At 31.4% G+C, this 21,601-nt stretch carries 26 protein-coding genes and 1 tRNA gene; 10 read left to right on the top strand and 17 right to left on the bottom strand.

What is annotated here, in order from left to right; translation table 11 throughout:
• Positions 1-74: 74 nt before the first annotated feature.
• From V7P59_RS10740 to V7P59_RS10730, 3 genes are all read left to right on the top strand, one after another.
• Positions 75-434 (top strand): BlaI/MecI/CopY family transcriptional regulator, encoded by a 360-nt coding sequence (locus tag V7P59_RS10740; protein WP_333810159.1) that lies wholly within the window; start codon positions 75-77, stop codon positions 432-434.
• A 1-nt stretch (position 435) separates the two neighbouring features.
• The gene (locus V7P59_RS10735) at positions 436-2,379 is read left to right on the top strand and encodes a M56 family metallopeptidase (protein WP_333810158.1); all 1,944 of its coding nucleotides are present in this window, start codon (positions 436-438) and stop codon (positions 2,377-2,379) included.
• A gap of 61 nt (positions 2,380-2,440) precedes the next feature.
• Positions 2,441-2,581, top strand: a complete 141-nt coding sequence (locus V7P59_RS10730) for an SsrA-binding protein (protein ID WP_333810157.1) — start codon at positions 2,441-2,443, stop codon at positions 2,579-2,581.
• Here the strand turns inward: V7P59_RS10730 and V7P59_RS10725 are convergent.
• Positions 2,578-3,090: an adenine phosphoribosyltransferase gene (locus V7P59_RS10725; RefSeq protein ID WP_333810156.1), complete on the bottom strand. Its 513-nt coding sequence runs from the start codon at positions 3,088-3,090 to the stop codon at positions 2,578-2,580. The two genes, V7P59_RS10730 and V7P59_RS10725, sit on opposite strands and share 4 nt — an antisense overlap.
• Before the next feature lie 71 nt (positions 3,091-3,161).
• On the opposite strand from V7P59_RS10725, the gene V7P59_RS10720 reads away from it, so the two are divergent.
• Positions 3,162-3,235, top strand: a tRNA-Arg gene (locus V7P59_RS10720).
• A 27-nt stretch (positions 3,236-3,262) separates the two neighbouring features.
• Here the strand turns inward: V7P59_RS10720 and V7P59_RS10715 are convergent.
• The gene (locus V7P59_RS10715) at positions 3,263-3,775 is read right to left on the bottom strand and encodes an NUDIX hydrolase (protein WP_333810155.1); all 513 of its coding nucleotides are present in this window, start codon (positions 3,773-3,775) and stop codon (positions 3,263-3,265) included.
• Positions 3,776-3,876: 101 nt separating this feature from the next.
• Between V7P59_RS10715 and V7P59_RS10710 the strand changes: the two genes are divergently transcribed.
• Positions 3,877-5,088, top strand: coding sequence for a glycosyltransferase family 4 protein (locus tag V7P59_RS10710; RefSeq protein ID WP_333810154.1), 1,212 nt, complete (start codon positions 3,877-3,879; stop codon positions 5,086-5,088).
• Between the two features lie 59 nt (positions 5,089-5,147).
• On the opposite strand, the gene V7P59_RS10705 is transcribed toward V7P59_RS10710, so the two are convergent.
• The 10 genes from V7P59_RS10705 to V7P59_RS10660 form a co-directional block, all read right to left on the bottom strand.
• Positions 5,148-5,729: a tRNA-(ms[2]io[6]A)-hydroxylase gene (locus V7P59_RS10705; RefSeq protein WP_333810153.1), complete on the bottom strand. Its 582-nt coding sequence runs from the start codon at positions 5,727-5,729 to the stop codon at positions 5,148-5,150.
• A gap of 98 nt (positions 5,730-5,827) precedes the next feature.
• The gene (locus tag V7P59_RS10700; RefSeq protein WP_333810152.1) at positions 5,828-6,877 is read right to left on the bottom strand and encodes an o-succinylbenzoate synthase; all 1,050 of its coding nucleotides are present in this window, start codon (positions 6,875-6,877) and stop codon (positions 5,828-5,830) included.
• Between the two features lie 50 nt (positions 6,878-6,927).
• Positions 6,928-8,124 carry a tetratricopeptide repeat protein gene (locus V7P59_RS10695; protein ID WP_333810151.1) on the bottom strand — a complete coding sequence of 399 codons (1,197 nt, stop codon included), beginning with the start codon at positions 8,122-8,124 and terminating at the stop codon, positions 6,928-6,930.
• 140 nt (positions 8,125-8,264) lie between these two features.
• The gene (locus tag V7P59_RS10690) at positions 8,265-8,942 is read right to left on the bottom strand and encodes a metal-dependent hydrolase (protein WP_333810150.1); all 678 of its coding nucleotides are present in this window, start codon (positions 8,940-8,942) and stop codon (positions 8,265-8,267) included.
• Between the two features lie 38 nt (positions 8,943-8,980).
• Positions 8,981-9,871 (bottom strand): 1,4-dihydroxy-2-naphthoate octaprenyltransferase, encoded by an 891-nt coding sequence (menA, locus tag V7P59_RS10685; protein ID WP_333810149.1) that lies wholly within the window; start codon positions 9,869-9,871, stop codon positions 8,981-8,983.
• Positions 9,872-9,886: 15 nt separating this feature from the next.
• Positions 9,887-10,297 (bottom strand): hypothetical protein, encoded by a 411-nt coding sequence (locus tag V7P59_RS10680; protein WP_333810148.1) that lies wholly within the window; start codon positions 10,295-10,297, stop codon positions 9,887-9,889.
• Complete coding sequence (locus V7P59_RS10675) at positions 10,276-11,778, bottom strand: PH domain-containing protein (RefSeq protein ID WP_333810147.1); 1,503 nt, start codon at positions 11,776-11,778, stop codon at positions 10,276-10,278. The genes V7P59_RS10680 and V7P59_RS10675 overlap by 22 nt, the downstream gene beginning before the upstream one ends.
• A complete protein-coding gene (locus V7P59_RS10670) occupies positions 11,771-12,349 on the bottom strand; it encodes a PH domain-containing protein (protein WP_333810146.1) in 579 nt (192 codons plus the stop codon). Before V7P59_RS10670 ends, V7P59_RS10675 begins: the two co-directional genes overlap by 8 nt.
• A 3-nt stretch (positions 12,350-12,352) precedes the next feature.
• Positions 12,353-12,943, bottom strand: coding sequence for an outer membrane beta-barrel protein (locus V7P59_RS10665; protein ID WP_333810145.1), 591 nt, complete (start codon positions 12,941-12,943; stop codon positions 12,353-12,355).
• A gap of 23 nt (positions 12,944-12,966) precedes the next feature.
• Positions 12,967-13,806 carry a 1,4-dihydroxy-2-naphthoyl-CoA synthase gene (locus tag V7P59_RS10660; RefSeq protein ID WP_333810144.1) on the bottom strand — a complete coding sequence of 280 codons (840 nt, stop codon included), beginning with the start codon at positions 13,804-13,806 and terminating at the stop codon, positions 12,967-12,969.
• A 95-nt stretch (positions 13,807-13,901) separates the two neighbouring features.
• On the opposite strand from V7P59_RS10660, the gene V7P59_RS10655 reads away from it, so the two are divergent.
• Genes V7P59_RS10655 through V7P59_RS10645 form a run of 3 tightly spaced genes read left to right on the top strand, consistent with a single transcriptional unit; the run spans position 13,902 to position 16,639 of the window.
• Positions 13,902-15,020: a C1 family peptidase gene (locus V7P59_RS10655; RefSeq protein ID WP_333810143.1), complete on the top strand. Its 1,119-nt coding sequence runs from the start codon at positions 13,902-13,904 to the stop codon at positions 15,018-15,020.
• 1 nt (position 15,021) lies between these two features.
• Complete coding sequence (locus tag V7P59_RS10650; RefSeq protein ID WP_333810142.1) at positions 15,022-15,468, top strand: PH domain-containing protein; 447 nt, start codon at positions 15,022-15,024, stop codon at positions 15,466-15,468.
• Positions 15,458-16,639, top strand: coding sequence for a serine hydrolase domain-containing protein (locus V7P59_RS10645; protein ID WP_333810141.1), 1,182 nt, complete (start codon positions 15,458-15,460; stop codon positions 16,637-16,639). The genes V7P59_RS10650 and V7P59_RS10645 overlap by 11 nt, the downstream gene beginning before the upstream one ends.
• Here V7P59_RS10645 and ygiD read toward each other — a convergent pair whose 3' ends face one another.
• The 4 genes from ygiD to V7P59_RS10625 all read right to left on the bottom strand — a co-directional run bounded on the left by ygiD (position 16,640) and on the right by V7P59_RS10625 (position 20,039).
• Complete coding sequence (gene ygiD, locus V7P59_RS10640; protein ID WP_333810140.1) at positions 16,640-17,518, bottom strand: 4,5-DOPA dioxygenase extradiol; 879 nt, start codon at positions 17,516-17,518, stop codon at positions 16,640-16,642.
• 66 nt (positions 17,519-17,584) lie between these two features.
• Positions 17,585-17,869, bottom strand: coding sequence for a hypothetical protein (locus V7P59_RS10635; protein ID WP_333810139.1), 285 nt, complete (start codon positions 17,867-17,869; stop codon positions 17,585-17,587).
• A gap of 1 nt (position 17,870) precedes the next feature.
• Positions 17,871-18,698 (bottom strand): CvfB family protein, encoded by an 828-nt coding sequence (locus V7P59_RS10630; protein ID WP_333810138.1) that lies wholly within the window; start codon positions 18,696-18,698, stop codon positions 17,871-17,873.
• A gap of 123 nt (positions 18,699-18,821) precedes the next feature.
• A complete protein-coding gene (locus tag V7P59_RS10625) occupies positions 18,822-20,039 on the bottom strand; it encodes a porin (RefSeq protein WP_333810137.1) in 1,218 nt (405 codons plus the stop codon).
• Between the two features lie 91 nt (positions 20,040-20,130).
• Between V7P59_RS10625 and prmA the strand changes: the two genes are divergently transcribed.
• Both prmA and V7P59_RS10615 read left to right on the top strand, forming a co-directional pair.
• Positions 20,131-20,964 (top strand): 50S ribosomal protein L11 methyltransferase, encoded by an 834-nt coding sequence (gene prmA / locus V7P59_RS10620; RefSeq protein ID WP_333810136.1) that lies wholly within the window; start codon positions 20,131-20,133, stop codon positions 20,962-20,964.
• Positions 20,965-21,022: 58 nt separating this feature from the next.
• Positions 21,023-21,298 carry an ATP-dependent Clp protease adaptor ClpS gene (locus V7P59_RS10615; protein WP_333810135.1) on the top strand — a complete coding sequence of 92 codons (276 nt, stop codon included), beginning with the start codon at positions 21,023-21,025 and terminating at the stop codon, positions 21,296-21,298.
• Between the two features lie 32 nt (positions 21,299-21,330).
• On the opposite strand, the gene V7P59_RS10610 is transcribed toward V7P59_RS10615, so the two are convergent.
• Positions 21,331-21,597 carry a heavy-metal-associated domain-containing protein gene (locus V7P59_RS10610; RefSeq protein ID WP_333810134.1) on the bottom strand — a complete coding sequence of 89 codons (267 nt, stop codon included), beginning with the start codon at positions 21,595-21,597 and terminating at the stop codon, positions 21,331-21,333.
• Positions 21,598-21,601 lie beyond the last annotated feature (4 nt).

The following is a 21,601-nucleotide window of genomic DNA, read 5'->3' as shown; positions in this document are numbered from 1 at the left end:
TTAGTTAAATAACTATAAAAATAGTTGTATAACTAAAAAAATAGTTTATCTTTGATTTATCAAAACGATAAGTCATGCAAAAACTCACTAATAAAGAAGAAGAAATCATGCATATTTTATGGAAGCTTAAAAAAGCTTTTGTAAAAGACATCATGGAAGAAATAACAGACGAAAAACCTCATTACAATACACTTTCAACTATTGTTCGTAATTTAGAAGAGAAAGGTTATGTTGGATACAATGCGTACGGAAAAACCCATCAGTACTATCCAATTGTAAAAATTGAAGAGTATAGAAAAGCATTTATGAATACCGCTATTGACAATTATTTCAATAGTTCGTACAAAAATTTGGTTTCTTTTTTTGCTGAAGAAGAAAAAATTTCGGCAGATGAACTTCGAGAAATTTTAGCCCTAATTGAAAAAAAGAAATAGTATGGAAAATCTACTATTATATTTTATAAAAGCAAACGGACTGATCATTTTGTTTTATTTGATGTACGTTATTTTTCTAAGAAAAGAAACTTTTTTTACTTCAAATCGATGGTATTTGATAAGCGGATTATTAATATCACTGATATTACCCTTAATTACTTTTACAAAAATCATTTGGGTAGAACCTGCTCCTATTCCAGAGTTTTACGATGAAATTACTCCTATTACCCACAATACGGTTACGGTTACATTTGAGGAAAATCCCTTAGATTGGTCATTAATTGCAACTACTGCTTACTTAGTAATTTCATTGATAATTGTAGTGAAGATTATTTTTGAATTGATTTCGTTTTTCAATAGAATTAAGTTGCATCACAAACAAAAAGAATCGGATTTTGTTTTAATTCATTCTACTACTACCGAAAATCCATTTTCGTTCTTTCACTATATTGTAATTAATCCAAATCGGTTTTCTAATGAAGAATTCCAGCATATTCTAACACATGAAAGCATACATGTGAAGCAAAAACATTCATTAGATGTATTGTTAGGAAAACTATTTTGTGCTTTCTTTTGGGTAAACCCAATTATTTGGTTGTACCGAAAAGCCATGCTTCAAAACTTAGAATTCATTGCCGACAATGAAACCTTTCAACAAATCGAAAATAAATACGAATATCAAAAAACCTTATTAAAAGTTGTGACTCATCAACACGACTTAAGTATTACTAATCAATTTTATCAATCATTAATCAAAAAACGAATCGTTATGTTACACACAAATCAATCCAACAAAAAGAATGTTTGGAAGTATGCTACCATTCTTCCGTTATTAGTAGTTTTTATGCTATTATTTCAAATTGAAACGGTAGCGCAAGTGAAAGAAGTGGCTATATCAAGATCAATTGCCAATAAAATAATTCAATTTGTAATTGATAAAAATACAACTGATACGCAAATAAAAGAAGAAACTGAAGCCTTAAAAAAAGAGCATAATATCGACTTAAAAATTTCAAAAATTAAACGAAATGCAAAAAAAGAAATCATTGCATTAGAAGCTAAATTTGAAGATAGTGATAAAACAACAGGAAAGATTTCAATTAAAGGAGATCAAGCTATTGAACCAATTCGTTTTTTTAAAGAAATGAATGAAAACGGAAAAGGAAATATTGGTTTTGATAGAAATAACGTTTCCACTGTTTTTGCAAAAATGAATGCAAATCAGCTAGAATGGAGCGATGCTCAAACTATCGAAATCAAAAAATCAGATAATGAAGAAGCAATTTACATCGTTAATGGAAAAGAATATTCTAAAGGGGAAATGAAAGATAAAATCGTGGAATTAGACGGAGCTATCGAAATGAACGAAGATGAAAAAAGCGGAAAAAAAATCATTATTTTCAAAGGAAATTCTATTATTTCAGACGAACCTAAAACTATTGTGTATCTTGATGAAAAGATAATTTCTGAAGATGAAATGAAAAAAATAGATGCCAAAATAATCAAATCGGTAGATGTCAAAAAGGGCGATATCAAAAAAGAAATTAAAATTGTAACTAAAAATTCTTCTGGATTACCTGAAAATACAGAAATTTACATTAATGGTAAAAAAGCAACAAAAGAAGAATTAGACCAAGTTGAAAGAGAAGAAATTGAATCAGTAAACGTTAATAACAATAACGGTAAAAAATCAATTGAAATTCAAAAGCGAAATTTCAAAACTATCCAAGATGGTTCATGGAAAGAAGTTGAAAAAGAAATTGAAATGAGTAAAGCTGAAATGAAGAAAGCGAGAGCGGAAATGAAAGCGGAAATGCAAAAAGCAAAAGCCGAAATGGAAAAAGCTAAAGTCGAAATGAAAGCGGAAATGGAAAAGGCAAAAGCTGAAATGGAAAAAGCCAAGGCCGAAATGGAAAAAACAAAATCAAAAGGAAATATGAAATAACAAAAAAATCCCGAGTGAATCGGGATTTTTTATTTTTATATCTTTGCCAAAAATTTAAAAGATGTTCAAACTATTAGCCAAGCTAAATAAAGCGCTTTTACCGAGTTTCACCAAACAAGGATTAGATCCTATCAAAGCCAAAAAATGGCAAAAAGCGATTATTGCTTATCGTTATTGGGTAACGGTTAATTCTTTGGGTTAATAAGTCAAAGCAGCAAAAATTTCCTTGCCTTTCAACTTCTCTCTTCCATTTAAAAACGACAATTCCATTAGGAAATTCATTTGCACAATTTCGCCACCTAATTGTTCTACTAGTTCACAAACGGCTTTTGCGGTTCCTCCTGTCGCTAAAACGTCATCGTGAATTAAAATTTTATCACCAGGTTGAATTGCATCCACATGCATTTCTAAAGTATCAGTACCATATTCCAATTCATAAGAAGCGCTAATGGTGTCAAAAGGTAATTTTTTAGGTTTTCGAACCGGAATAAAACCAGCATTTAATTTTTGCGCCAACAAAATTCCAAAGAAAAAACCACGACTCTCTACTCCTATTACCTTATCTATTTTTTGATTTTGCAACGAATTAACCAATGTTTCTAAGCAGAAAGCAGTAGCTTCTGGTGAAATTAATAAAGGAGTTATATCTTTAAAGCCAATTCCTGGTTTTGGAAAATCTTGAATATCACGGATATAGTTTTGTAAGTTCATTTTTATTTACTTTTTTTCTTGTTAGGGTTTGCAATTTACACAAATATATCTATATTTGCACTCACAAAATCGGCGTCGTGGCGCAACTGAATAGCGCATCTGATTACGGCTCAGAAGGTTACAGGTTTGAATCCTGTCGACGTCACAAAAGCTCTGCAAATGCAGAGCTTTTTTATTTCAAATACTTTTCTCCTATCACTTTTCTGATTGAAACAAAACCAATTTGATTCAAATCAATTTCTGAACGTTTGACCCAAATTAATTCCTGAATTTCGTCTTCTGCTTCCACTTTGATAATATCGGAAGTTAATTCACATTCGTAAAAAATATCCATCGTTCTGTAAGGCACGTTTTTGTACAAATAATTATTTGGTGAAGTCGTAATATACTTTAAATCCGAAGCCTGCAAATTCAATCCCAACTCCTCTCTAATCTCTCTACAAGCCGCTTCTTCAGCCGTTTCATTTGGATCGATAAATCCACCGGGTAAATCCCATTTTCCCTTGTCTGGGTCTACATTCCTTACTGTAAACAAAACTTTGTCTTCAAAAGTAAAAACAATTGCAACAGCAGCTGCAATGTTATGATAATACGTAAAACCACAATCTTCACAGTAAAATCTGCGATTATCAGGAAATGTAAAATGAGTTGAAGCACAACTTGGGCAAAATTTAAAAAAAGTCATTTTTAAATGATTAGTTATTAGTGATTAGTGCAAATTTACTTCTAAATTTTCAATTTGAACTTGAAACTTGAAACCTAAAACTATATAACTATCTTTGTTCTATGAAGCATTTAGTAATCATTGGAGCCGTTTGGCCAGAACCCAATTCAACAGCAGCAGGAAGCAGAATGTTACAAATCATTTCGCTATTCCAAAAGCAAGAGTATGTAATTACGTTTTTGTGTTCTGCTTCAAAGTCCGATTTTTCCTTTGATTTGAGTTTGATATCGGTTCAAACCAAAACTATCCAACTAAATGATAGCAGTTTTGATAAAGAAATTACAGCGTTAAATCCAGATGTGGTGCTTTTTGACCGATTTATGATTGAAGAACAATTTGGCTGGCGTGTAATGGAAAATTGCCCAAATACTTTACGAATTTTAGATACCGAAGATTTACATTTTTTGAGAAAAGCACGAGAAATAGCCTTCAAACAAAATCGTGAATTAGTATTTGACGATTATATTTCTGATGTTTTCAAACGAGAATTGGCTTCAATTTACAGATGCGATTTAACATTATTGATTTCAGAATTTGAGATGCAATTGGCTACTGAAACCTTCAAAATTGACTTTTCTCTTTTACATTATTTACCATTTTTATCGGAAGAAATTAAAACAAATGTTCCTTCATTTGAAGAACGAAATCATTTTGTGAGTATAGGCAATTTTTTACATGAACCTAATTGGCAAACTGTTTTACAATTGAAGCAATACTGGAAATCAATAAAAAAACAACTTCCCGAAGCCGAAATTCATATTTATGGTGCTTATGTTTCGGAAAAAGCTAAGCAATTGCACAACGAGAAAGAAGGTTTCTTAATTAAAGGAAGAGCTGAAAGTGTTGTAGATGTATATTCGAAAGCAAGAGTTTTATTAGCACCTATTCCTTACGGAGCAGGATTGAAAGGCAAATTATTTGAAGCTATGCAATTGGGATTACCTTCTGTAACTACAAAAATGGGCGCCGAAGGAATGAATGGAAGTTTAGATTGGAACGGATTTATCTCTGATGAAAATGACTTTGTAGAAAAAGCGGTCAGATTGTATAACGATAAATCGCTTTGGGAAACTGCTCAAAAAAACGGTTATGAAATCATTGAAAACCGTTTCAAAAAAGAATTATTTGAAAGTGATTTCATGAATCAAGTAGCAAATCTTCAAGAAAATTTGAAAACACACAGAAACCAAAATTTCTTTGGGCAAATTTTACAACATCAAAGTTTACAGAGTACGAAGTATATGAGTAAATGGATTGAAGCGAAGAATAGTTGACAGTCGCAGTTTTTAGTCGCAGTATGTCAATGAACACTGAGACTGTAAACTGTAAACTTTTATCCATGAATCGTCTCTGATTTCCCATAGCTTGCAATTACCTTTGCTTCAAATTCTAACCACTCTTCCCAACGTTTTTTAACGTCGTAACCTTCTTCAGCTAATTCGTGAGCAAATTGCAAAAATGACGTATAATGATTGGCTTCTGAAATCATTAATTCTCTGTAAAATTTCGCTAATTCTTCGTCTTTTATATTATCAGAAAGCACTTTAAAACGTTCGCAGCTTCTGGCTTCAATCATGGCGGCGAATAACATACGCTCCACAATCAAATGCTTTCGATTTCCAGGTTTCATAAACTTGAATAAGTCGTTTACATAACTGTCTTTTCGTTCTCGCCCTAATACCCAACCACGCGCTTTGATAATCTCATGTACTTGCTCAAAATGATCCATTTCTTCTTTCGCGATTTTTGTTAACTCTGTAGTAATTTCTGTGAACTCAGGCAACATATTGATTAACATAATGGCATTAGAAGACGCTTTCAATTCACACCAAGCGTGATCAGTAAGAATTTCTTCTAAATTTCCTTCTGCTATGTTGGCCCATCTTGGGTCGGTTGGTAATTTTAAACGAAACATATTTTTAAGTAAAAAGTGAAAAGTGAAAAGTAAAAATTTGATTGTGAGAACTTTAAAACTATTCCTTTAACCAAATTAATAGTGCAAAATTATTGTATTTATAGTGAAATTCCTAAATTGGATATATCCCATTTTTTATCGATATTAAACTGGATATGTCCATTTTCAATTTCCAATGGACAATCGAAATTATTCGTATACAAACTACCTGTTCCTAAACCTTGTGGCATAGGATTATGTAAGGTGAATGTAAATTGGGTAATTGCGTTTAATCCAATGTTGCTTTCTAATGCGGAAGTTATCCACCAACCTATATTTAAACTCTCTGCAATCGAAATCCATTCTAAAGTTCCTTTGAAGCCACCAACTAAACTTGGCTTTAATATGATGTATTGGGGTTGAATTTCTTCTAATAATTTTCGTTTCTTTTCTATACCAAAAACACCAATTAACTCTTCGTCTAAAGCAATAGGAAGAGGTGTTTGTTGACAAAGCAATTTCATTTCTTGGAGTTGATTAGTTTTTATTGGTTGCTCAATGCTATGTAATTCAAATTCATTTAATTGCTTTAATTTATTTAAAGCTTCATTTGAATTAAAAGCACCATTCGCATCTACTCGAATTTCGATGGTTTTGGAATCAAAATTTTGACGAATGAATCGCAACAAACCTAATTCTTTTTCAAAATCGATTGCACCAATTTTCAACTTAATACATGAAAATCCTTGTGCCAACTTTTCTTCGATTTGAGTTTTCATGAAGTGCTCCTCGCCCATCCAAATCAAACCGTTGATTAACATATTTTTTTTACCAGTTGTAAATTCCGAAGGAAATAAATCGAAAGGTGTTTTCGACTGCAACGACAAAAAAGCCATTTCTACTCCAAATTGAATCGAAGGAAACTCTATCAATTCATCCCACAATTTATCTTTTCCTAAATGAATGTTATGACAAACCCATTGCAATTTTTCTTCATAATCAGGTCTATCGTCAATGGAAAGCGTTCGTAAAATACCACACTCTCCTATTCCAATTTTTCCATTTTCTTCTAAGATTAAAAACCAAGTTTCTTTCTCCGTCATTATGCCGCGAGAAGTGCCACTTGGACGTTTGAAATTGAGGATGTATTTTTTGTAGGTTGCTTTCAATGTAAGGTTAAAAGTTTAGGCGTTTATTAGTTTAAAAGTTTGAATTGGAATTATTCTAAGATTCTCAAGATTTTCTTGAAGTTGTCGGTTGGTAATCTGTGTTTTTCGAATTCTTTGAAATCAGATTTTGTCTGTATTACCCATGTTTTTCCATTAGATAAGCTTTCGTGAGTAAATTTTTTATGAATGGTTTTAGCTTCTGAAATTCTATCTGTGAACAAATAAACATGTGCTAAATTCAATTGAAAATGAATTTCAGATGGGTTTAATTTTATGCCTTTGTTATACGTTTCCTCAGCTTTTGTGAATTGTTTTGAATACAGATAATAATCTCCTAAGATACGATAATCGATAGGAGTAGCTTTGTTTTTAGCAAACATTTCTGTTGAAATGATGGAAATGGCTTCTTCGTAATTTCCTTTTTGAAAAGCTGCATTTGATTTCTCTCTAATGATATCGTAATAAGCTTTTACTTCACCTGTTTCTTTTAAACTTTCCTCGGTAATTCTTTCAACAGCACCATTCTTCTCTACCGTCAACATTTGATTAAACTCACGGTTAGTATATTTTTTGGTTAAATTTTCGATAAAAGCAGCGTAAAATTGATCTTTTTTAGTCAATTTTGAAGTTACTGGAAGTTTTTTTGCTATAGCTAAAATTTCATTTTTAGCCGTTTTATCCCAACCTCTACTAGCTTTATAATCGACCCAAGGCACCACTTCTAAAATAATTTTTTGATTCATAACCCAATTCTGACTTTCAAATCCGAACCATAAATTAGGTAAATTGGTCAAACATAACGAGGAAGACGAGATTAACTTGGCATCTTTATTGACCTTTTCTTTTTGTTCCCAACACGCTCTTTCCGTTTTACCTTCTTTTAAAAATAAATTAGCAGCATTACCTTCTTGAAACAAAGCATACGTACACTTATCATCACCTGAAATAGCCGAAGTTAAATGAATGGCACCAGCAGTACCTTGACTAATTCCGGTAGGATCCGGAATGGCTTTCAACACCGAAACCAAACTAGAAGTTAATTTTTGAGTTTCATCTAAAATCGTAATGCGATAGACGAATTCGGTAGTTCCAACAGGCAAATCTTCTGTTTTAATTAAAGCGCGTTTTCCGGCTGAAAGTGTTATTTCTTTTGTGGTTGCTCGTTCTTTATCCCAAAAACCATCTTTTTGAGCTAAAATTGAACTTGAAAACAATACGGCAGATACTAAATATAATAATTTGTTCATTTTATTTTTTTTAAAACACATAGAATCATAGTTCTACTTTGTGTACTTTTTTTTAGGGAGTTATACTTTACATAGAAAACATAGGCTAAAAATACTATGTGCCTATTGTGTTTAATAACCATTCAATTTTTGTACCAAATTTACAATTCAATACTTTCACCAATTTCTAATAACATCAAATCTTTTCCTTTGTCGAAAAATTTGCGTTTTGCTTCTTCGTGATTGATTTCTATGTAACCAAATGTATCAAAATGATAGCCTAAAATTTTATCACATTGTATAAAATCAGAAGCAATAATGGCATCTTCCACATCCATAGTAAAGTTGCTTCCAATTGGCAAAATTGCTAAATCTAATTTAGTTCGCATTGGAATGAGTTTCATATCCATAGTTAAAGCGGTATCTCCAGCTATGTAGATATTTTTGTGTTCGCCCTCGATTACAAATCCACCAGGTTGACCTCCGTAGCTTCCATCAGGAAAAGAAGAGGTATGATGGGCAATTACATATTTTACCATTCCAAACTCAAAATCCCAACTTCCTCCATGATTCATCGGATGGTAATTGAACCCTTTATTTCCGTAGTGAGAGGCAATTTCATAGTTAGAAACAATAACAGCTTCAGTACGTTTTGCAATTGCTTCCACATCTAAAATATGGTCTTGATGCGCGTGCGTTAACAATATATAATCCGCTTTTAATGTATTGATATCAATATGAGAAGCCTTTGGATTTCCTGAAATGAAGGGGTCCACTAAAATGTGAACGTCATTTACTTCAATTCCGATACAAGCGTGTCCGTAAAATGTGATTTTCATAGTTTTTATTTTAGTGAAAAGTGAATAGTAAATAGTGATTAGTTTAGAAAGACTAAAGTTAACCAAAATAACATACTTAATGCAAATGTACTTAAAGCAACTTTTTTCAACTCTGGATCGAAGTCTTCGTATTTATTTGATTTTTTTATCGTTTTTAAATGGACTGCAAGTATAAAAAAAACAAGTATCATGGCATAAAAACTCAATTTTATGACTAATGAAAATAGTATCATCAAAACAAAAGGAGTTAATATTAAAAATTCATGATACTTTTTCGCATTCTCCAATCCCATCTTTACTACCAAGGTATTCTTTCCTGCAATTTTATCGTTTTCAATGTCGCGCATATTATTTAAATTCAGTACCGCTACACTTAATAATCCGATGGCGGTTGCGGGTAAGAATAATTTCCAATCGATAAAATGGGTAAACAAAAAGTTAGAACCAACAACCGAAACCAATCCGAAGAAAACAAATACAAACACATCACCAAAACCGCTATAACCGTAAGCGCTTTTTCCAACGGTATATTTAATAGCTGCTCCGATAGAACCGATTCCTAATAAGATAAATATCAAACTCAATGCGAAATTCTCTTTTCCAAAAGCTACATAAATCAATAACAGAGCAATAATGAAAGTCAGAACTGTTGTAATAATTACAGCTTTTTTCATTTGCTCGGCTGTGATAACTCCAGATGCTACTAGGCGTTTCTCTCCGATTCGATTCGAATCTGTTCCTTTTACGCCGTCACCATAATCGTTAGCATAATTGGACAACACTTGTAATCCTAACGTAGTTAACAACGCCAAAACCACAATTCTCCAATCGGAAAATCCTTGATGATAGGCATAAGCGCTTCCCACGATAATTCCAGAAACAGAAAGTGGTAAGGTTCGTAATCGTGCAGCTTGTATCCAGTGTTTCATTATATATATATATTGTTATTTAAAAATTGCCAACAGTATCAAAATTCCAAAACCTATTGAAAATGGAGCGCAAATTCTCAAGTATATTGGTTTTAATGTCTCAGCAGCCTTTGTTGAAAATTTATGATGCGTTTTCATTGGTATAAGCATCAAAATTACTGCAGAAATGATTAAAAAGTAACCAAAAATGGTGAAATATTGCTCATAAGTATTCGTTTTAGATGTAATGACAAAACTTATTCCTAATAATAAACGAATAATCAATTCTCCATAATTAATTGCAAATGTACTTCCGGCTTTACCAATTACAGTTCTCGCTTTTTCAGGATTAAAAAACATCAGAAATCCAGAGTATATTAAAAACAACCCAAAACAAATGATGATATATTTTGAAACTAAGTACATCACATCCAATTCTTTTCCCAAGTTTCAACTTCGTACAACCAATAATTCACCAGTTGCTTAATTTCAGAATAATTTCCTGTAGTAAAACTAACAGTTCCTCCTGCTGTTGATAAGGTTACCGAACCAATATTTGTTGCTTTTTGCCAAAAAAATTGTTGGGTTTCAATGGCTTGAATTTTATACGGTTCTATAATAGTAGTATCGATATCCCATGCACCATTTTGTTTGATGATGAAATCATTAGAAACAAAAAGTCTATAATTTTTGAATGAAAACCACAACATAATAAGAGCAAAAATGGAAAAAAATGACGTGTAAATTAGCCAATCGTTCCAAGTTACAAATTCTGTTTGGTAATTTAAAAATAGCGTTATCAAAATGGGAACAACTAATAAGAAAAACGTATTTACTGCTAATTTTCTCCAATTAGGCAAAAACATTGTTCCTTTTTGGGGTAATTGCCCTAATAACAATTTAAGAATAGCATCGCGTTCGTTTTCAGTACAACCAGGAACTTCAATTTGATCTTTTTCTTTTACTTTTTCTACGTCACTAGAAGCTTGATGAATTCCAATTGTGGTAACATCTAACTTCTTTTGAAAATAGTTTTGTGTGACTTTTATTTTCTGAACTTTATTCGGATTTAACAGCGTGTTTTTGGTAGAAATAAGTCCATAAGATAAAATAATGGATTGCTTACTTTTTTGAATGGTGAAATCAAAATACTTGAGAATTGTTCGAAATAGGTTCACTACTAAAATAAGTCCAATAAAAAAGCCTATTACTATTAAAACCGAAGTGATAATGGGTAAAGTATCCAAATACTTTGTTACCTTATCTTCATCTATAACTTCTGTGTTTAACTGTTGTAAATTTTCAATAATGGTAGAGAAGAATAGAAATATTAATGCAAAACTTTTTATGTAGTTTGAAGTAAATCCAATTTTAATTAAACTTGGTAATCCTATTTTTATGAAAGAGATTGGAGTTACTTCTTCTATTATTTTTTCTTCATTCTCAGTTGTCTCTAATTGCGAATGATTGATTAACCTTTCTTTTAATATGGTTGCTAAACTATGAGAAATGGCACTAATAGAGGCTTCTTTTTTGTCACTTCCGGCGGTATCAATCTCTAATTTATGTACACCAACCAAACGTTGAATTAAACTTTGATTGATATTAACCTGTTGAATTTTATGCAATTGAATTGTAATTCGGGTTTTATTCAACACTCCTTTTTGAATTACAAATTCTGCGTTTTCTTCGTCAATATGAAAGGTAAAAAATAGATATTGTAAATACGAAATAATACCTATCAAAACCACTACACCTGCAACACTTCCAAAAAAAACAAATTTGTTTAAAGAATCAAATTTTACCAACCATATTAACAACATGGGCCACAAAGCACGAACAGTTTTTTGTAAGGAATTAGCAAACATGACTAAAATCCCTGGAAGCGATTGACGTTGCGGCTGAGAAAAATCAATTGATTTATTCATGTTCTTCAGTTAATGGAGTTTCTGTTGGTGCTATTTCAATTGGCTCGACTTGTTTAGGCGGATTGATTTTTTGAGAAACCAAATTTTTAATAATCTGTGCATCAGACAAAAGCAAACCTGGAATTTCTAAATCGGAGCTACTACCACCCGCAGTAAATAATTCGATTGAAGCCAAACCTAATTTTCGGGAGATAAATCCTTGATGTAAAGCCACATGCTGCACTCTATTAAAAGGAATAATTGTAGTTGTTTCTGAAATTAATCCCGATTTATAAATAGCATCATGCTCTCTAAAAGCGTAACCTTTTTTATGAAAACTCAATTTAGCAAAAACCACCAATCCAGCTAAAACCAATACAATTCCAACTAAAATTGCTATCCAAATAATATTCGAAAAAGCATCTTGTTTTAAATAAAATAAAGTTGAAAAACCAACAATTACAAATATTAAAATCAAAGAAAAATTAAAAAGTAAAACCGTTATGTATTTCGGATTCAAACCTTTTAATTGTACTTCTTCAAATTTTGGAAGTTGGGTAATATCGATTGTGTTATTGGTAAATTCGTTCATAAATTAAAATTTAAATCCGAAACCTAAGTTGATAAAATGTGTATTTGCTTTTCCATCAATATCACTAGAATTTACTGGGAAATATTTATAACTTCCCTCTATAAAAAGTAAATCTGAAATATGATATTTCAAGCCAGGATTAATTGTAAATCCATTAAAATTTAATTTTTTCTCTCTTACAGTGATAGCTGGATCCATTGGATCTAACAAACCTGTTGTATATTTAAAATTATTAGAGAAAAAAGCATAACCCACTCCAAAGAAAGGCTTTAATTTCCCTTTGAAAACGTCTATTTCAATACTTGTATTAGGATTCCAAATGAGAATATCATTTTGCAAAAAGTAATCTCTCGTTTGCAAATAATCAACATTTAACCCTCCAAAAATCGAAACCTTTTCGTCTTGGTAAATTGCGTAATTAGCGGAAATTCCAACAACTCCATTAAAACCATCACTGATGATGTTTTCATTTCGGAGATTTCCAACATAGTGAACTCCTACTTGAAATTTTGTTTCTTTTTTAACGTCTTTATTTTCTTGAGCTAATGATACATTACCCAACAATACTAGTAAGCCGAATGCGATTTTTTTCATGAATCTTTGTTCTATTCTCTTAGTTATGGCAAATATTTCTTCTCAAAATTCGGTTTACGTTTTTCTAAAAACGCATCTCTTCCTTCTTTTGCTTCGTCTGTCATATAAGCTAAACGAGTGGCTTCACCAGCAAAAACTTGTTGGCCTACCATTCCATCATCTGTTAAATTCATTGCGAATTTTAGCATTTTGATTGAGGTTGGTGATTTAGCTAAAATTTCTTGTGCCCACTCATAAGCCGTATCTTCTAACTCAGCGTGAGGAATAACCGCATTTACCATTCCCATTTCATAAGCTTCTTGAGCCGAGTAATTTCTACCTAAGAAGAAAATTTCTCTCGCTTTCTTTTGTCCCACCATTTTAGCTAGATAAGCTGAACCGTAACCACCATCGAAACTAGTTACATCGGCATCGGTTTGTTTGAAAATAGCATGTTCTTTACTCGCTAAAGTCAAATCACAAACTACGTGAAGCGAATGTCCGCCACCAACTGCCCAACCTGGAACTACACAAATTACAGCTTTTGGCATAAAACGAATCATACGCTGTACTTCTAAAATATTCAATCTGTGGTAACCATCTTCGCCAACATAACCTTGGTGTCCACGTGCTTTTTGGTCGCCACCACTACAAAAACTCCAAATGCCATCTTTAGAACTTGGACCTTCTGCAGAAAGCAAAACTACTCCTATTGAAGTGTCTTCTTGTGCATCGTAAAATGCCTGAATCAGTTCAGAAGTTGTTTTTGGACGAAAGGCATTTCTAACATCAGGCCTATTAAAAGCAATTCTGGCTACAGCATTGCATTTTTTATACGTAATATCTTCAAATTCTCTAACGGTTTTCCATTCAATTTTATTCATCTTTTCAAATATTTAAGTAGATCTTGTTAAATGTAAATTTCCGTAAAAATAATTCATTTTTTGCATTATATTGCAAGTTCAAAATAATAAGTCGCATGAAAAAAATATATGTAGGATTTCTGTTAAGTGCATCTTTTTTAACAGCAACGGCTCAAAACTATGAATTTCAGAAAGTTAATGATGTAGAATGTTTACCGGTCATCTCTCAAGATATCACGGGAACGTGTTGGAGTTTCTCTACTTCTTCGTTTTTAGAATCAGAAATTATTCGTTTAACGGGTAAGAAAATAGACCTTTCTGAGATGTATCAAGCGAGAACAACTTATCCTTTAAAAGCAGAAAATTATGTTTTACGACAAGGAAAAGCCAATTTTAGTGAAGGTGCTTTGGCTCACGATGTAATTAATAGTGTAACAAAATATGGATTGGTACCCAATAGTGTTTATGATGGATTAGATGTTAATACAACAAAACACAATCATACAGAAATGGTAGCGGTTTTAGAAGCCATGTTGAAGACTTATGTAACCAATCCCGCAGGAAAATTATCTTCAAATTGGAAACAAGCAATTAGTGCTGTTTTGGATATTTATTTAGGTAGTATTCCAACCAAATTTGAATATGAAGGTAAAAATTACACGCCAAAATCATTTGCAGAATTTACTAAAATTAAACCCGAAAATTATGTTACTTTGACTTCGTTTACGCACGAAGCAAATTACAAACCATTCATTTTGAATATTCCTGATAACTTCTCAAATGGAAGTATGTACAATTTACCTTTGGATGAATTCATTTCAGTTATTGATAATGCTTTAGGAAACGGTTATTCACTTTCATTAGATTGTGATGTTTCAGAACCTACTTTTTCAGGAAAATATGGTGTGGCTTTCATCCCTGAAAAAGAAGAAGATACCAAAACTGGTTTAGCGGAAATTGTAGAAGAAAAGAAAATTACTCCTGAATTTCGTCAACAAGAATTTGAAAACCTATCTACTACTGACGACCATTTGATGCATATAGTTGGAAAAGTAAAAGACCAAAAAGGAAACGTATATTACAAAGTAAAAAATTCTTGGGGAAGCGACGAAAAGAAAGTAGCTCATGGTGGTTATGTGTATATGAGTGTAGCGTATATGAGATTAAAAGCGATTTCTGTGATGGTTCATAAAGATGGAATTTCAAAAGAAACTAAGAAAAAATTAGGATTGTAACATGATTTTTAAATCGGCAGTAAGTAAATTAAATAAGTATATTTATATTGGAGTAATATTGTTTTTATTGCTCTTAACAATTCCTGCATTTTTTGAGGATTCTTACGAACCATTCTTAGTACTATTTTCGATACATTTTTTAGTGATTTTATTCCTAATTTGGACCTACAAAACTACTTTTTACAAGATTGAAAACACGGATTTATATTGGAAATCGGGTCCATTCCAAGGTAAAATTGATATAACTAAAATCAATAAAATTGAATATCACAAAGGAATTTATGTACCAACTCTTTGGAAACCAGCATTGAGTCATATTGGTTTAATTATTACCTATAATAAATATGATGATATTTACATTTCGCCTGAAAAACAAGAAGAATTTATTGCTACATTGCAACGCCTAAATCAAAATATTACGTTTAAGAATACGCCTTATGTTGAATAAAATAGTACTTGTAAGTTTAAGTTTACTACTTTTTAATTGCCAAAATAAACCCGACGAAAACAAAGAATCTACCTTAAAAGATAAAGAAGGTAATGTATCTGAGTTTGCAGTCAACTTCTCTCCTTTGACTACCATTTATAAAAAAAGAATGGGAAATGAAATGGAAGCATTTTACGATAAAAAATTCAATTCAAAAGATTTTAGTGGATCGTTTTTAGTAGCTAAAAATGGGGAGATTTTGTATGAGAATTACAGTGGTTTTGCTTATAAAGAAAAAGGTGATTCTATAAAACAAGATACACCTCTTCATATTGCATCTGTTAGCAAAGTTATAACAGCAGTAACTGTTTTAAAATTAGTAGATCAAAAGAAACTGGAATTAGATGCTACTGTAAAATCAATTTTACCTGAATTTCCGTATGAAGAAACGACAGTGAGAATGTTATTAAATCATAGAAGTGGTTTAAGAAATTATGCTTATTTTACAGATGATAAAGGCGTTTGGGATAAGAAAAAAACACTTACTAATGAAGATGTATTAACGCTTTTGGCTACTAAAAATATTGGATTAGAATCAAAGCCTGGAACTCGTTTTGGCTATTGCAATACGAATTATGCTTTATTGGCTTTAATCATTGAAAAAGTGACTAATAAAACATATCCAAAAGTGCTTCAAGAAATGATTTTTGATCCTTTAGGGATGAAAAATACTTTTGTTTTTGACGATTTAAACAAGAAAGACGAAGTGAGTCAATCTTATAAAAATAATTATTTGCGTTTGGCTTTTGAATTTTTGGATCAAGTTTATGGTGATAAAAACATTTATTCTACTCCACGAGATTTGTTAAAATTTGATTTGGCCTTATATTCTGATAAATTCTTAAGTGCCAAAATGAAAGAAGAAATGTACAAAGGTTACAGTTACGAGCGAAAAGGTACTAAAAATTATGGGTTAGGCATCCGTATGCTAGAATTTGAAACAGGTCAGCAATACTTTTTTCACAATGGCTGGTGGCATGGAAATACCTCTTCTTTAGTTACACTTCACAAAGATTCTGTAACTATCATTGCTTTGTCTAATAAATTTACACGTAAAACGTATCAAACAAAACGTTTGGCACCTAAATTTGGTGATTATCCATTTAAATTTAATGAGGAAGAAGGGGAATAATTAACCAATTTTAACCGAAGTCATTGTTAACGAACCTCCAACAGCTTTATCATTGAAAAATTCCACTTTATCATTACTAGTTTGAAGTGCTAAAATGTACAACAAAGGATAATAGTGGTCTGGTGTTGGTATAGCTAAAGTAGCTGCTTTATGAAGTTTTTCATACTGAATTAACTCTTTATGAAATCCGTTTAAGATTTTATTTTTAAAGATATCATTCATTTCTAATGCCCAATCAAATCCGTATTCGGGTTCGTTGAGCTTATCCCAAGCTACCATTCGTAAATTATGTACCATGTTACCACTTCCGATGATTAAAACACCTTTTTTACGAAGTGAAAGCAATTGCTTTGCCAATTCATAATGATAAGTTGCTGGTTTGTAATAATCAATACTCAATTGTAAAACCGGAATATCCGCATCAGGATACATATGTTTTACTACCGACCAAGTGCCATGATCTAACCCCCAATCGTGGTCTAATTCCACTGCAGGATTGGTTATTAATTTCTGAATTTCAGTGGCCAATTCAGGACTTCCAGGTGCTGGATATTGCATATCAAATAACGCTTGTGGAAAGCCTCCAAAGTCATGAATCGTTTTCGGATTTGGCATAGCTGTAACTTGAGTTCCTTTTGTTAACCAGTGGGCAGAAACGACAACAACAGCTTTTGGAGTTGGAATTTCTTTTCCCATTTTTTGCCAACGTTTTGAAAACTCGTTGTCTTCAATAGCATTCATAGGCGAACCGTGCCCTATAAATAATACCGGCATCTTCTCCTCCTCTTCTCCTAATCCTTTTGTCCAATCATAGAACGGTTGTATACTTGCCATTGCGATTCCTCCTGAAAGTAATGTTATGAAATTCTTGCGATTCATAAATTAATATTTGTATATACAAATATAATAATAAAAAGTCATTAAAAATAGTATTTTATAAAAAAATTAAGGAAGTAATTCTAGTTTAAAATATCTTATTATGTAGAAAATAGAAATTAAATTTATTATTAGAGCTAACCAATAATATTTATTATAATCATCTGTATTTATAGAAATTTCGTAAAGATTTAAAAGTGGTAAAATTACAACAGCTATCCAAATAGGAATCCAAATAATTTCAGTTTCAAAACCAATGAAGTTTATGGTTTCAAAATTTTGAAAAATAGCAACAATGGTCATTAATAAAACGACAATACTAAGAATAAGATATATTTTGTTTTTTGATGACATATTATATCAAGTAGATTCCGTCTTCTTTGATTTCAATTAATTTTTGTTTGTATAAATTTCCAACGGCTTTTTTAAAGTTCTTTTTACTCATTTTCAACACCGTTTTAATATCTTCCGGATGCGAATTATCAGTTAATCGTAAAAAACCACGATTCGCTTTTAACTCATCTAAAATCACTTGAGAAGAAGGTTCGATTGCCTCTACTCCTATTTTACGAAGTAAAACATCAATTTTGCCATCAGGGCGAATAGTTTTAATGTAACCTTTGGTTTTCATTCCAGGTTTCACATCGTCATACACTTCGTTTTTATACGCTAAACCTTTGTGTTTTTGATTGATGATAACGTTAATTCCAGCTTCTGTAATATGCGAAATTAAAATATCAACTTCTTCATTACGTTGTAGGTCTAAATTTTCATTGCTTAAAAACTGATTCGTTTTACTTGAAGCTACTAAACGATTGGTTTTTTCATCAATAAACATGTAAACTAAATAACGTTTGCCTTCTTCCATAGGACGCGCTTGTTCTTTAAATGGAACAAACAAATCTTTCTCTAAACCCCAATCTAAAAAAGCGCCAAATTTATTGATGTAGTTTACTTTCAAATGCGCAAATTCATTTAACTTAATATATGGTTTCAAAGTAGTCGCAACAGGTCGTTCTTCATGGTCTAAATAAACAAAAACGGTAATATCGTCTCCAATAAAAAAATCTTTAGGTACATATTTTTTGGGTAACAAAATCGCTTCGTTTTCATCACCTAAATATAACCCAACTTTTGTATCTCTTAAAATTCGTAACGTATTGTAATCACCTATTTGTATCATGAAATCTGTAAATAAAGTACAAAGGTAAACATTTTAAAATTTAGATATCAGAAATAAAAACCTTGAAAAAACAAAAAACCACAAATCCTAATGACTTGTGGTTTTAATAATATTATACTCTAATTAAATTCCCATCTCAATTTGGAAACGAACATACCAATTTTGTTTGTTGGTTCCATTGAAGTAATCTAAATCGCTTAATGTAACTTCTCCCTGCAATTTAAAAGCATGTTCCCATAAATACTTGGTTAAACCTAAAGAATATTGTTTTGAATCAGGTGTTAAAGCCTTGATATCTTTATGCATGTTTTGATTAGAAAAACGACCAATTATTTCGTAATTTGAACGAAAAACATAGCTTAATTGGTAATCCATTCCATTACCAACTGGCACATAATTAAATTTTGTTATATCCGCAGGATTATATGCAATTGGATCTTTAGCAGAACGAGACATATAACTTGACATAAATGCCCAACCGTTATATTTTAACATAGCATCTAATAAAACAGATTTCATGGTCTTTTGTTCATATAAATCATTTCCAAGTTGTCCTTGAGTTCTTCTGGCTAAGTTATTTTGATGAAAAGCACCAGATAGCAATAATCTTGGTTTTTCTTCACGAGCAACATCCCCTTCAAAATTTGTTCCATCTTTTTTGAATGAACCAAACGGCATTAATTCTAATTTCCCAGTTAAAGCAACTCCATCATCAGCTGATTTTGTCCAATTTCTTCCCTCTCCTGTAGTTATTGCCGTTTTAACATTATATGAAAATTGGTTTTTATTTTCATTCAAATAATAAGCTTGGAATCCAAAATCTCTATCAATATTAAATCTTGCATTGTTAATGCTTCTATCTGTCATTTGCAATGCTCCTGAAGAATTAACACGTTGACGATTTCCAGGTAATTTAGTTTGTCCAAAAAGGAAACTCCAATGCTTATTAGGTCGATAAAAAACTGCAGCATCACGAATAATATTGATATTTTCACCTTCTTGAATTTCACCTACATCACCAGGAGCAAAAGAAAGTTGAATTACATATAAAAAGTGAGGATTACCCACGTAACCATCAAATCGTAAGCGTAAACGTCTAATTTCTCCAGAATATGCAGCATTATCTCCTTCATTTTGAATGAAAGTAACGCGATTTTGCATTCTAAAACGAATATTTAATTGAAATAAACTATCTGGCGATGTTATTCCAAGTCCTTTTCCATAATTGTAATATGGAAGAGCTGCCAACTTTAAATCATTGTCTTTTAAAGGTATTTTTACTTCTTGAGCACTTGAAAATAAGGTAGTTACTAAAAGTAAAAATGTAATTAATTTTTTCATTTGTTATGTTGTTGTATATTTTCTGCAAACTTAACATCATTTCAATGTTAAGTATGTTAAGTTAATATTACCTTTGCAAAAAATTAATGTTATGTCAAATATTTACATCGGATATCATTTTACGATTGCACCATTAGAGTTAGGAAGTGAAATTTTAATTGCTGAATTAGGAGAAAAAGCCTTTGAGAGCTTTATTGAAACTGAAACTGGAATTTCTGCTTATGTGCAAAAAGACTTATGGAATGAGGACATTTTAGAAGATATTCAAATATTAACAAATCCTGAATTTAAAATTGAATATACCTTTGAAGAAATAGAACAAGTGAATTGGAACGAAGAATGGGAAAAAAACTTTGAACCAATAGATGTAGATGGAAAATGTCACGTAAGAGCACCTTTTCACGAAAAAACGAATGCTGAATTTGACATAGTAATAGAACCAAAAATGAGTTTTGGAACGGGTCATCATGAAACCACACACATGATGATTCAACATTTATTAGAAACCGATGTTAAAGGCAAAAAAACCTTAGATATGGGTTGTGGAACAGCTATTTTAGCGATTTTAGCTGAAATGAAAGGTGCCCAACCTATTGATGCTATTGATATTGATAATTGGTGTTATTTAAACTCTATTGAAAATGCTGAACGTAATAATTGCAAGTATATTTCGGTTTACGAAGGTGATGCTTCTTTATTAGTTGGAAAAAAATATGATGTAATTATTGCAAACATCAATCGTAACATTCTTTTAAACGATATGCAACAATATGTAGATTGTTTAAACCAAAACGGAATTTTATTCTTAAGTGGTTTTTATACTGAAGATATTCCTGCTATTTCAGAGAGTTGTACATCAAAAGGATTAAAATATGTAAAGCAATTTGAAAGAAACAATTGGGTGGCATTGAAGTTTGTGAAATAGCATTTTGAATTTTATAAATTAAATTCTAAATTTGTTATTCAACTGATAATAAATGATTATGAGTACTATAGAAAAAGTTAAAGAAGAAATTTTAGTTGAAGAAGCTATTGGTTTAAATCATGAAATTGTATTACACAATGATGATGTTAATACTTTTGATCATGTAATTGATACTTTAATACGAGTATGTAATCACGATGATTTACAAGCGGAACAATGCGCAATCTTAGTTCATTACAAAGGGAAATGTACAGTTAAAACAGGTTCTCTAGAAGAGTTAAAACCACAATGTTCTGCTTTATTAGATGCAGGCTTAAGTGCTGAATTGATATAAAAAAAGTCCAGATGTAAATCGGGACTTTTTGTTTAACTCATTTTTCCTATAGCACAACTTACATAGGATTTAGCTTTAGATCCGAGACTATTTGCTTCACCATATTCTGGATAACCCAGTGACTTAAGTTTAGTTTTGACTTCGATTAATTTTTCATCCATTTCATAATCAAATGTAACGGAACTATCTTCTACGTTTACATGAACATTTTTAACGGTTTCAATATCGTTTAATCCTTTTGTAATGGTATTTGCGCAACCACCACATTTTAAGTTTTGTATATAAATTGTCGTTTGCATAACT

It is taken from the genome of Flavobacterium sp., from assembly GCF_036782315.1.
GTDB lineage: Bacteria > Bacteroidota > Bacteroidia > Flavobacteriales > Flavobacteriaceae > Flavobacterium.
The sequence above is the reverse complement of the archived record's forward strand: the minus strand, read 5'-3'. Positions and strand labels throughout refer to the sequence as shown.

Bases quoted from the DNA above. Each gene is read 5' to 3' on its own strand.
- V7P59_RS10630 (WP_333810138.1), bottom strand. From the start codon at position 18,698: ATGATACAAATAGGTGATTACAATACGTTACGAATTTTAAGAGATACA.
- V7P59_RS10705 (WP_333810153.1), bottom strand. From the start codon at position 5,729: ATGTTTCGTTTAAAATTACCAACCGACCCAAGATGGGCCAACATAGCA.
- V7P59_RS10650 (WP_333810142.1), top strand. From the start codon at position 15,022: ATGATTTTTAAATCGGCAGTAAGTAAATTAAATAAGTATATTTATATT.
- V7P59_RS10660 (WP_333810144.1), bottom strand. From the start codon at position 13,806: ATGAATAAAATTGAATGGAAAACCGTTAGAGAATTTGAAGATATTACG.
- V7P59_RS10610 (WP_333810134.1), bottom strand. From the start codon at position 21,597: ATGCAAACGACAATTTATATACAAAACTTAAAATGTGGTGGTTGCGCA.
- V7P59_RS10710 (WP_333810154.1), top strand. From the start codon at position 3,877: ATGAAGCATTTAGTAATCATTGGAGCCGTTTGGCCAGAACCCAATTCA.
- V7P59_RS10655 (WP_333810143.1), top strand. From the start codon at position 13,902: ATGAAAAAAATATATGTAGGATTTCTGTTAAGTGCATCTTTTTTAACA.
- prmA (WP_333810136.1), top strand. From the start codon at position 20,131: ATGTCAAATATTTACATCGGATATCATTTTACGATTGCACCATTAGAG.
- menA (WP_333810149.1), bottom strand. From the start codon at position 9,871: ATGAAACACTGGATACAAGCTGCACGATTACGAACCTTACCACTTTCT.
- V7P59_RS10635 (WP_333810139.1), bottom strand. From the start codon at position 17,869: ATGTCATCAAAAAACAAAATATATCTTATTCTTAGTATTGTCGTTTTA.
- V7P59_RS10715 (WP_333810155.1), bottom strand. From the start codon at position 3,775: ATGACTTTTTTTAAATTTTGCCCAAGTTGTGCTTCAACTCATTTTACA.
- V7P59_RS10665 (WP_333810145.1), bottom strand. From the start codon at position 12,943: ATGAAAAAAATCGCATTCGGCTTACTAGTATTGTTGGGTAATGTATCA.
- V7P59_RS10615 (WP_333810135.1), top strand. From the start codon at position 21,023: ATGAGTACTATAGAAAAAGTTAAAGAAGAAATTTTAGTTGAAGAAGCT.
- V7P59_RS10645 (WP_333810141.1), top strand. From the start codon at position 15,458: ATGTTGAATAAAATAGTACTTGTAAGTTTAAGTTTACTACTTTTTAAT.
- V7P59_RS10675 (WP_333810147.1), bottom strand. From the start codon at position 11,778: ATGAATAAATCAATTGATTTTTCTCAGCCGCAACGTCAATCGCTTCCA.
- V7P59_RS10695 (WP_333810151.1), bottom strand. From the start codon at position 8,124: ATGAACAAATTATTATATTTAGTATCTGCCGTATTGTTTTCAAGTTCA.
- V7P59_RS10690 (WP_333810150.1), bottom strand. From the start codon at position 8,942: ATGAAAATCACATTTTACGGACACGCTTGTATCGGAATTGAAGTAAAT.
- V7P59_RS10625 (WP_333810137.1), bottom strand. From the start codon at position 20,039: ATGAAAAAATTAATTACATTTTTACTTTTAGTAACTACCTTATTTTCA.
- ygiD (WP_333810140.1), bottom strand. From the start codon at position 17,518: ATGAATCGCAAGAATTTCATAACATTACTTTCAGGAGGAATCGCAATG.
- V7P59_RS10670 (WP_333810146.1), bottom strand. From the start codon at position 12,349: ATGAACGAATTTACCAATAACACAATCGATATTACCCAACTTCCAAAA.
- V7P59_RS10725 (WP_333810156.1), bottom strand. From the start codon at position 3,090: ATGAACTTACAAAACTATATCCGTGATATTCAAGATTTTCCAAAACCA.
- V7P59_RS10740 (WP_333810159.1), top strand. From the start codon at position 75: ATGCAAAAACTCACTAATAAAGAAGAAGAAATCATGCATATTTTATGG.
- V7P59_RS10735 (WP_333810158.1), top strand. From the start codon at position 436: ATGGAAAATCTACTATTATATTTTATAAAAGCAAACGGACTGATCATT.
- V7P59_RS10730 (WP_333810157.1), top strand. From the start codon at position 2,441: ATGTTCAAACTATTAGCCAAGCTAAATAAAGCGCTTTTACCGAGTTTC.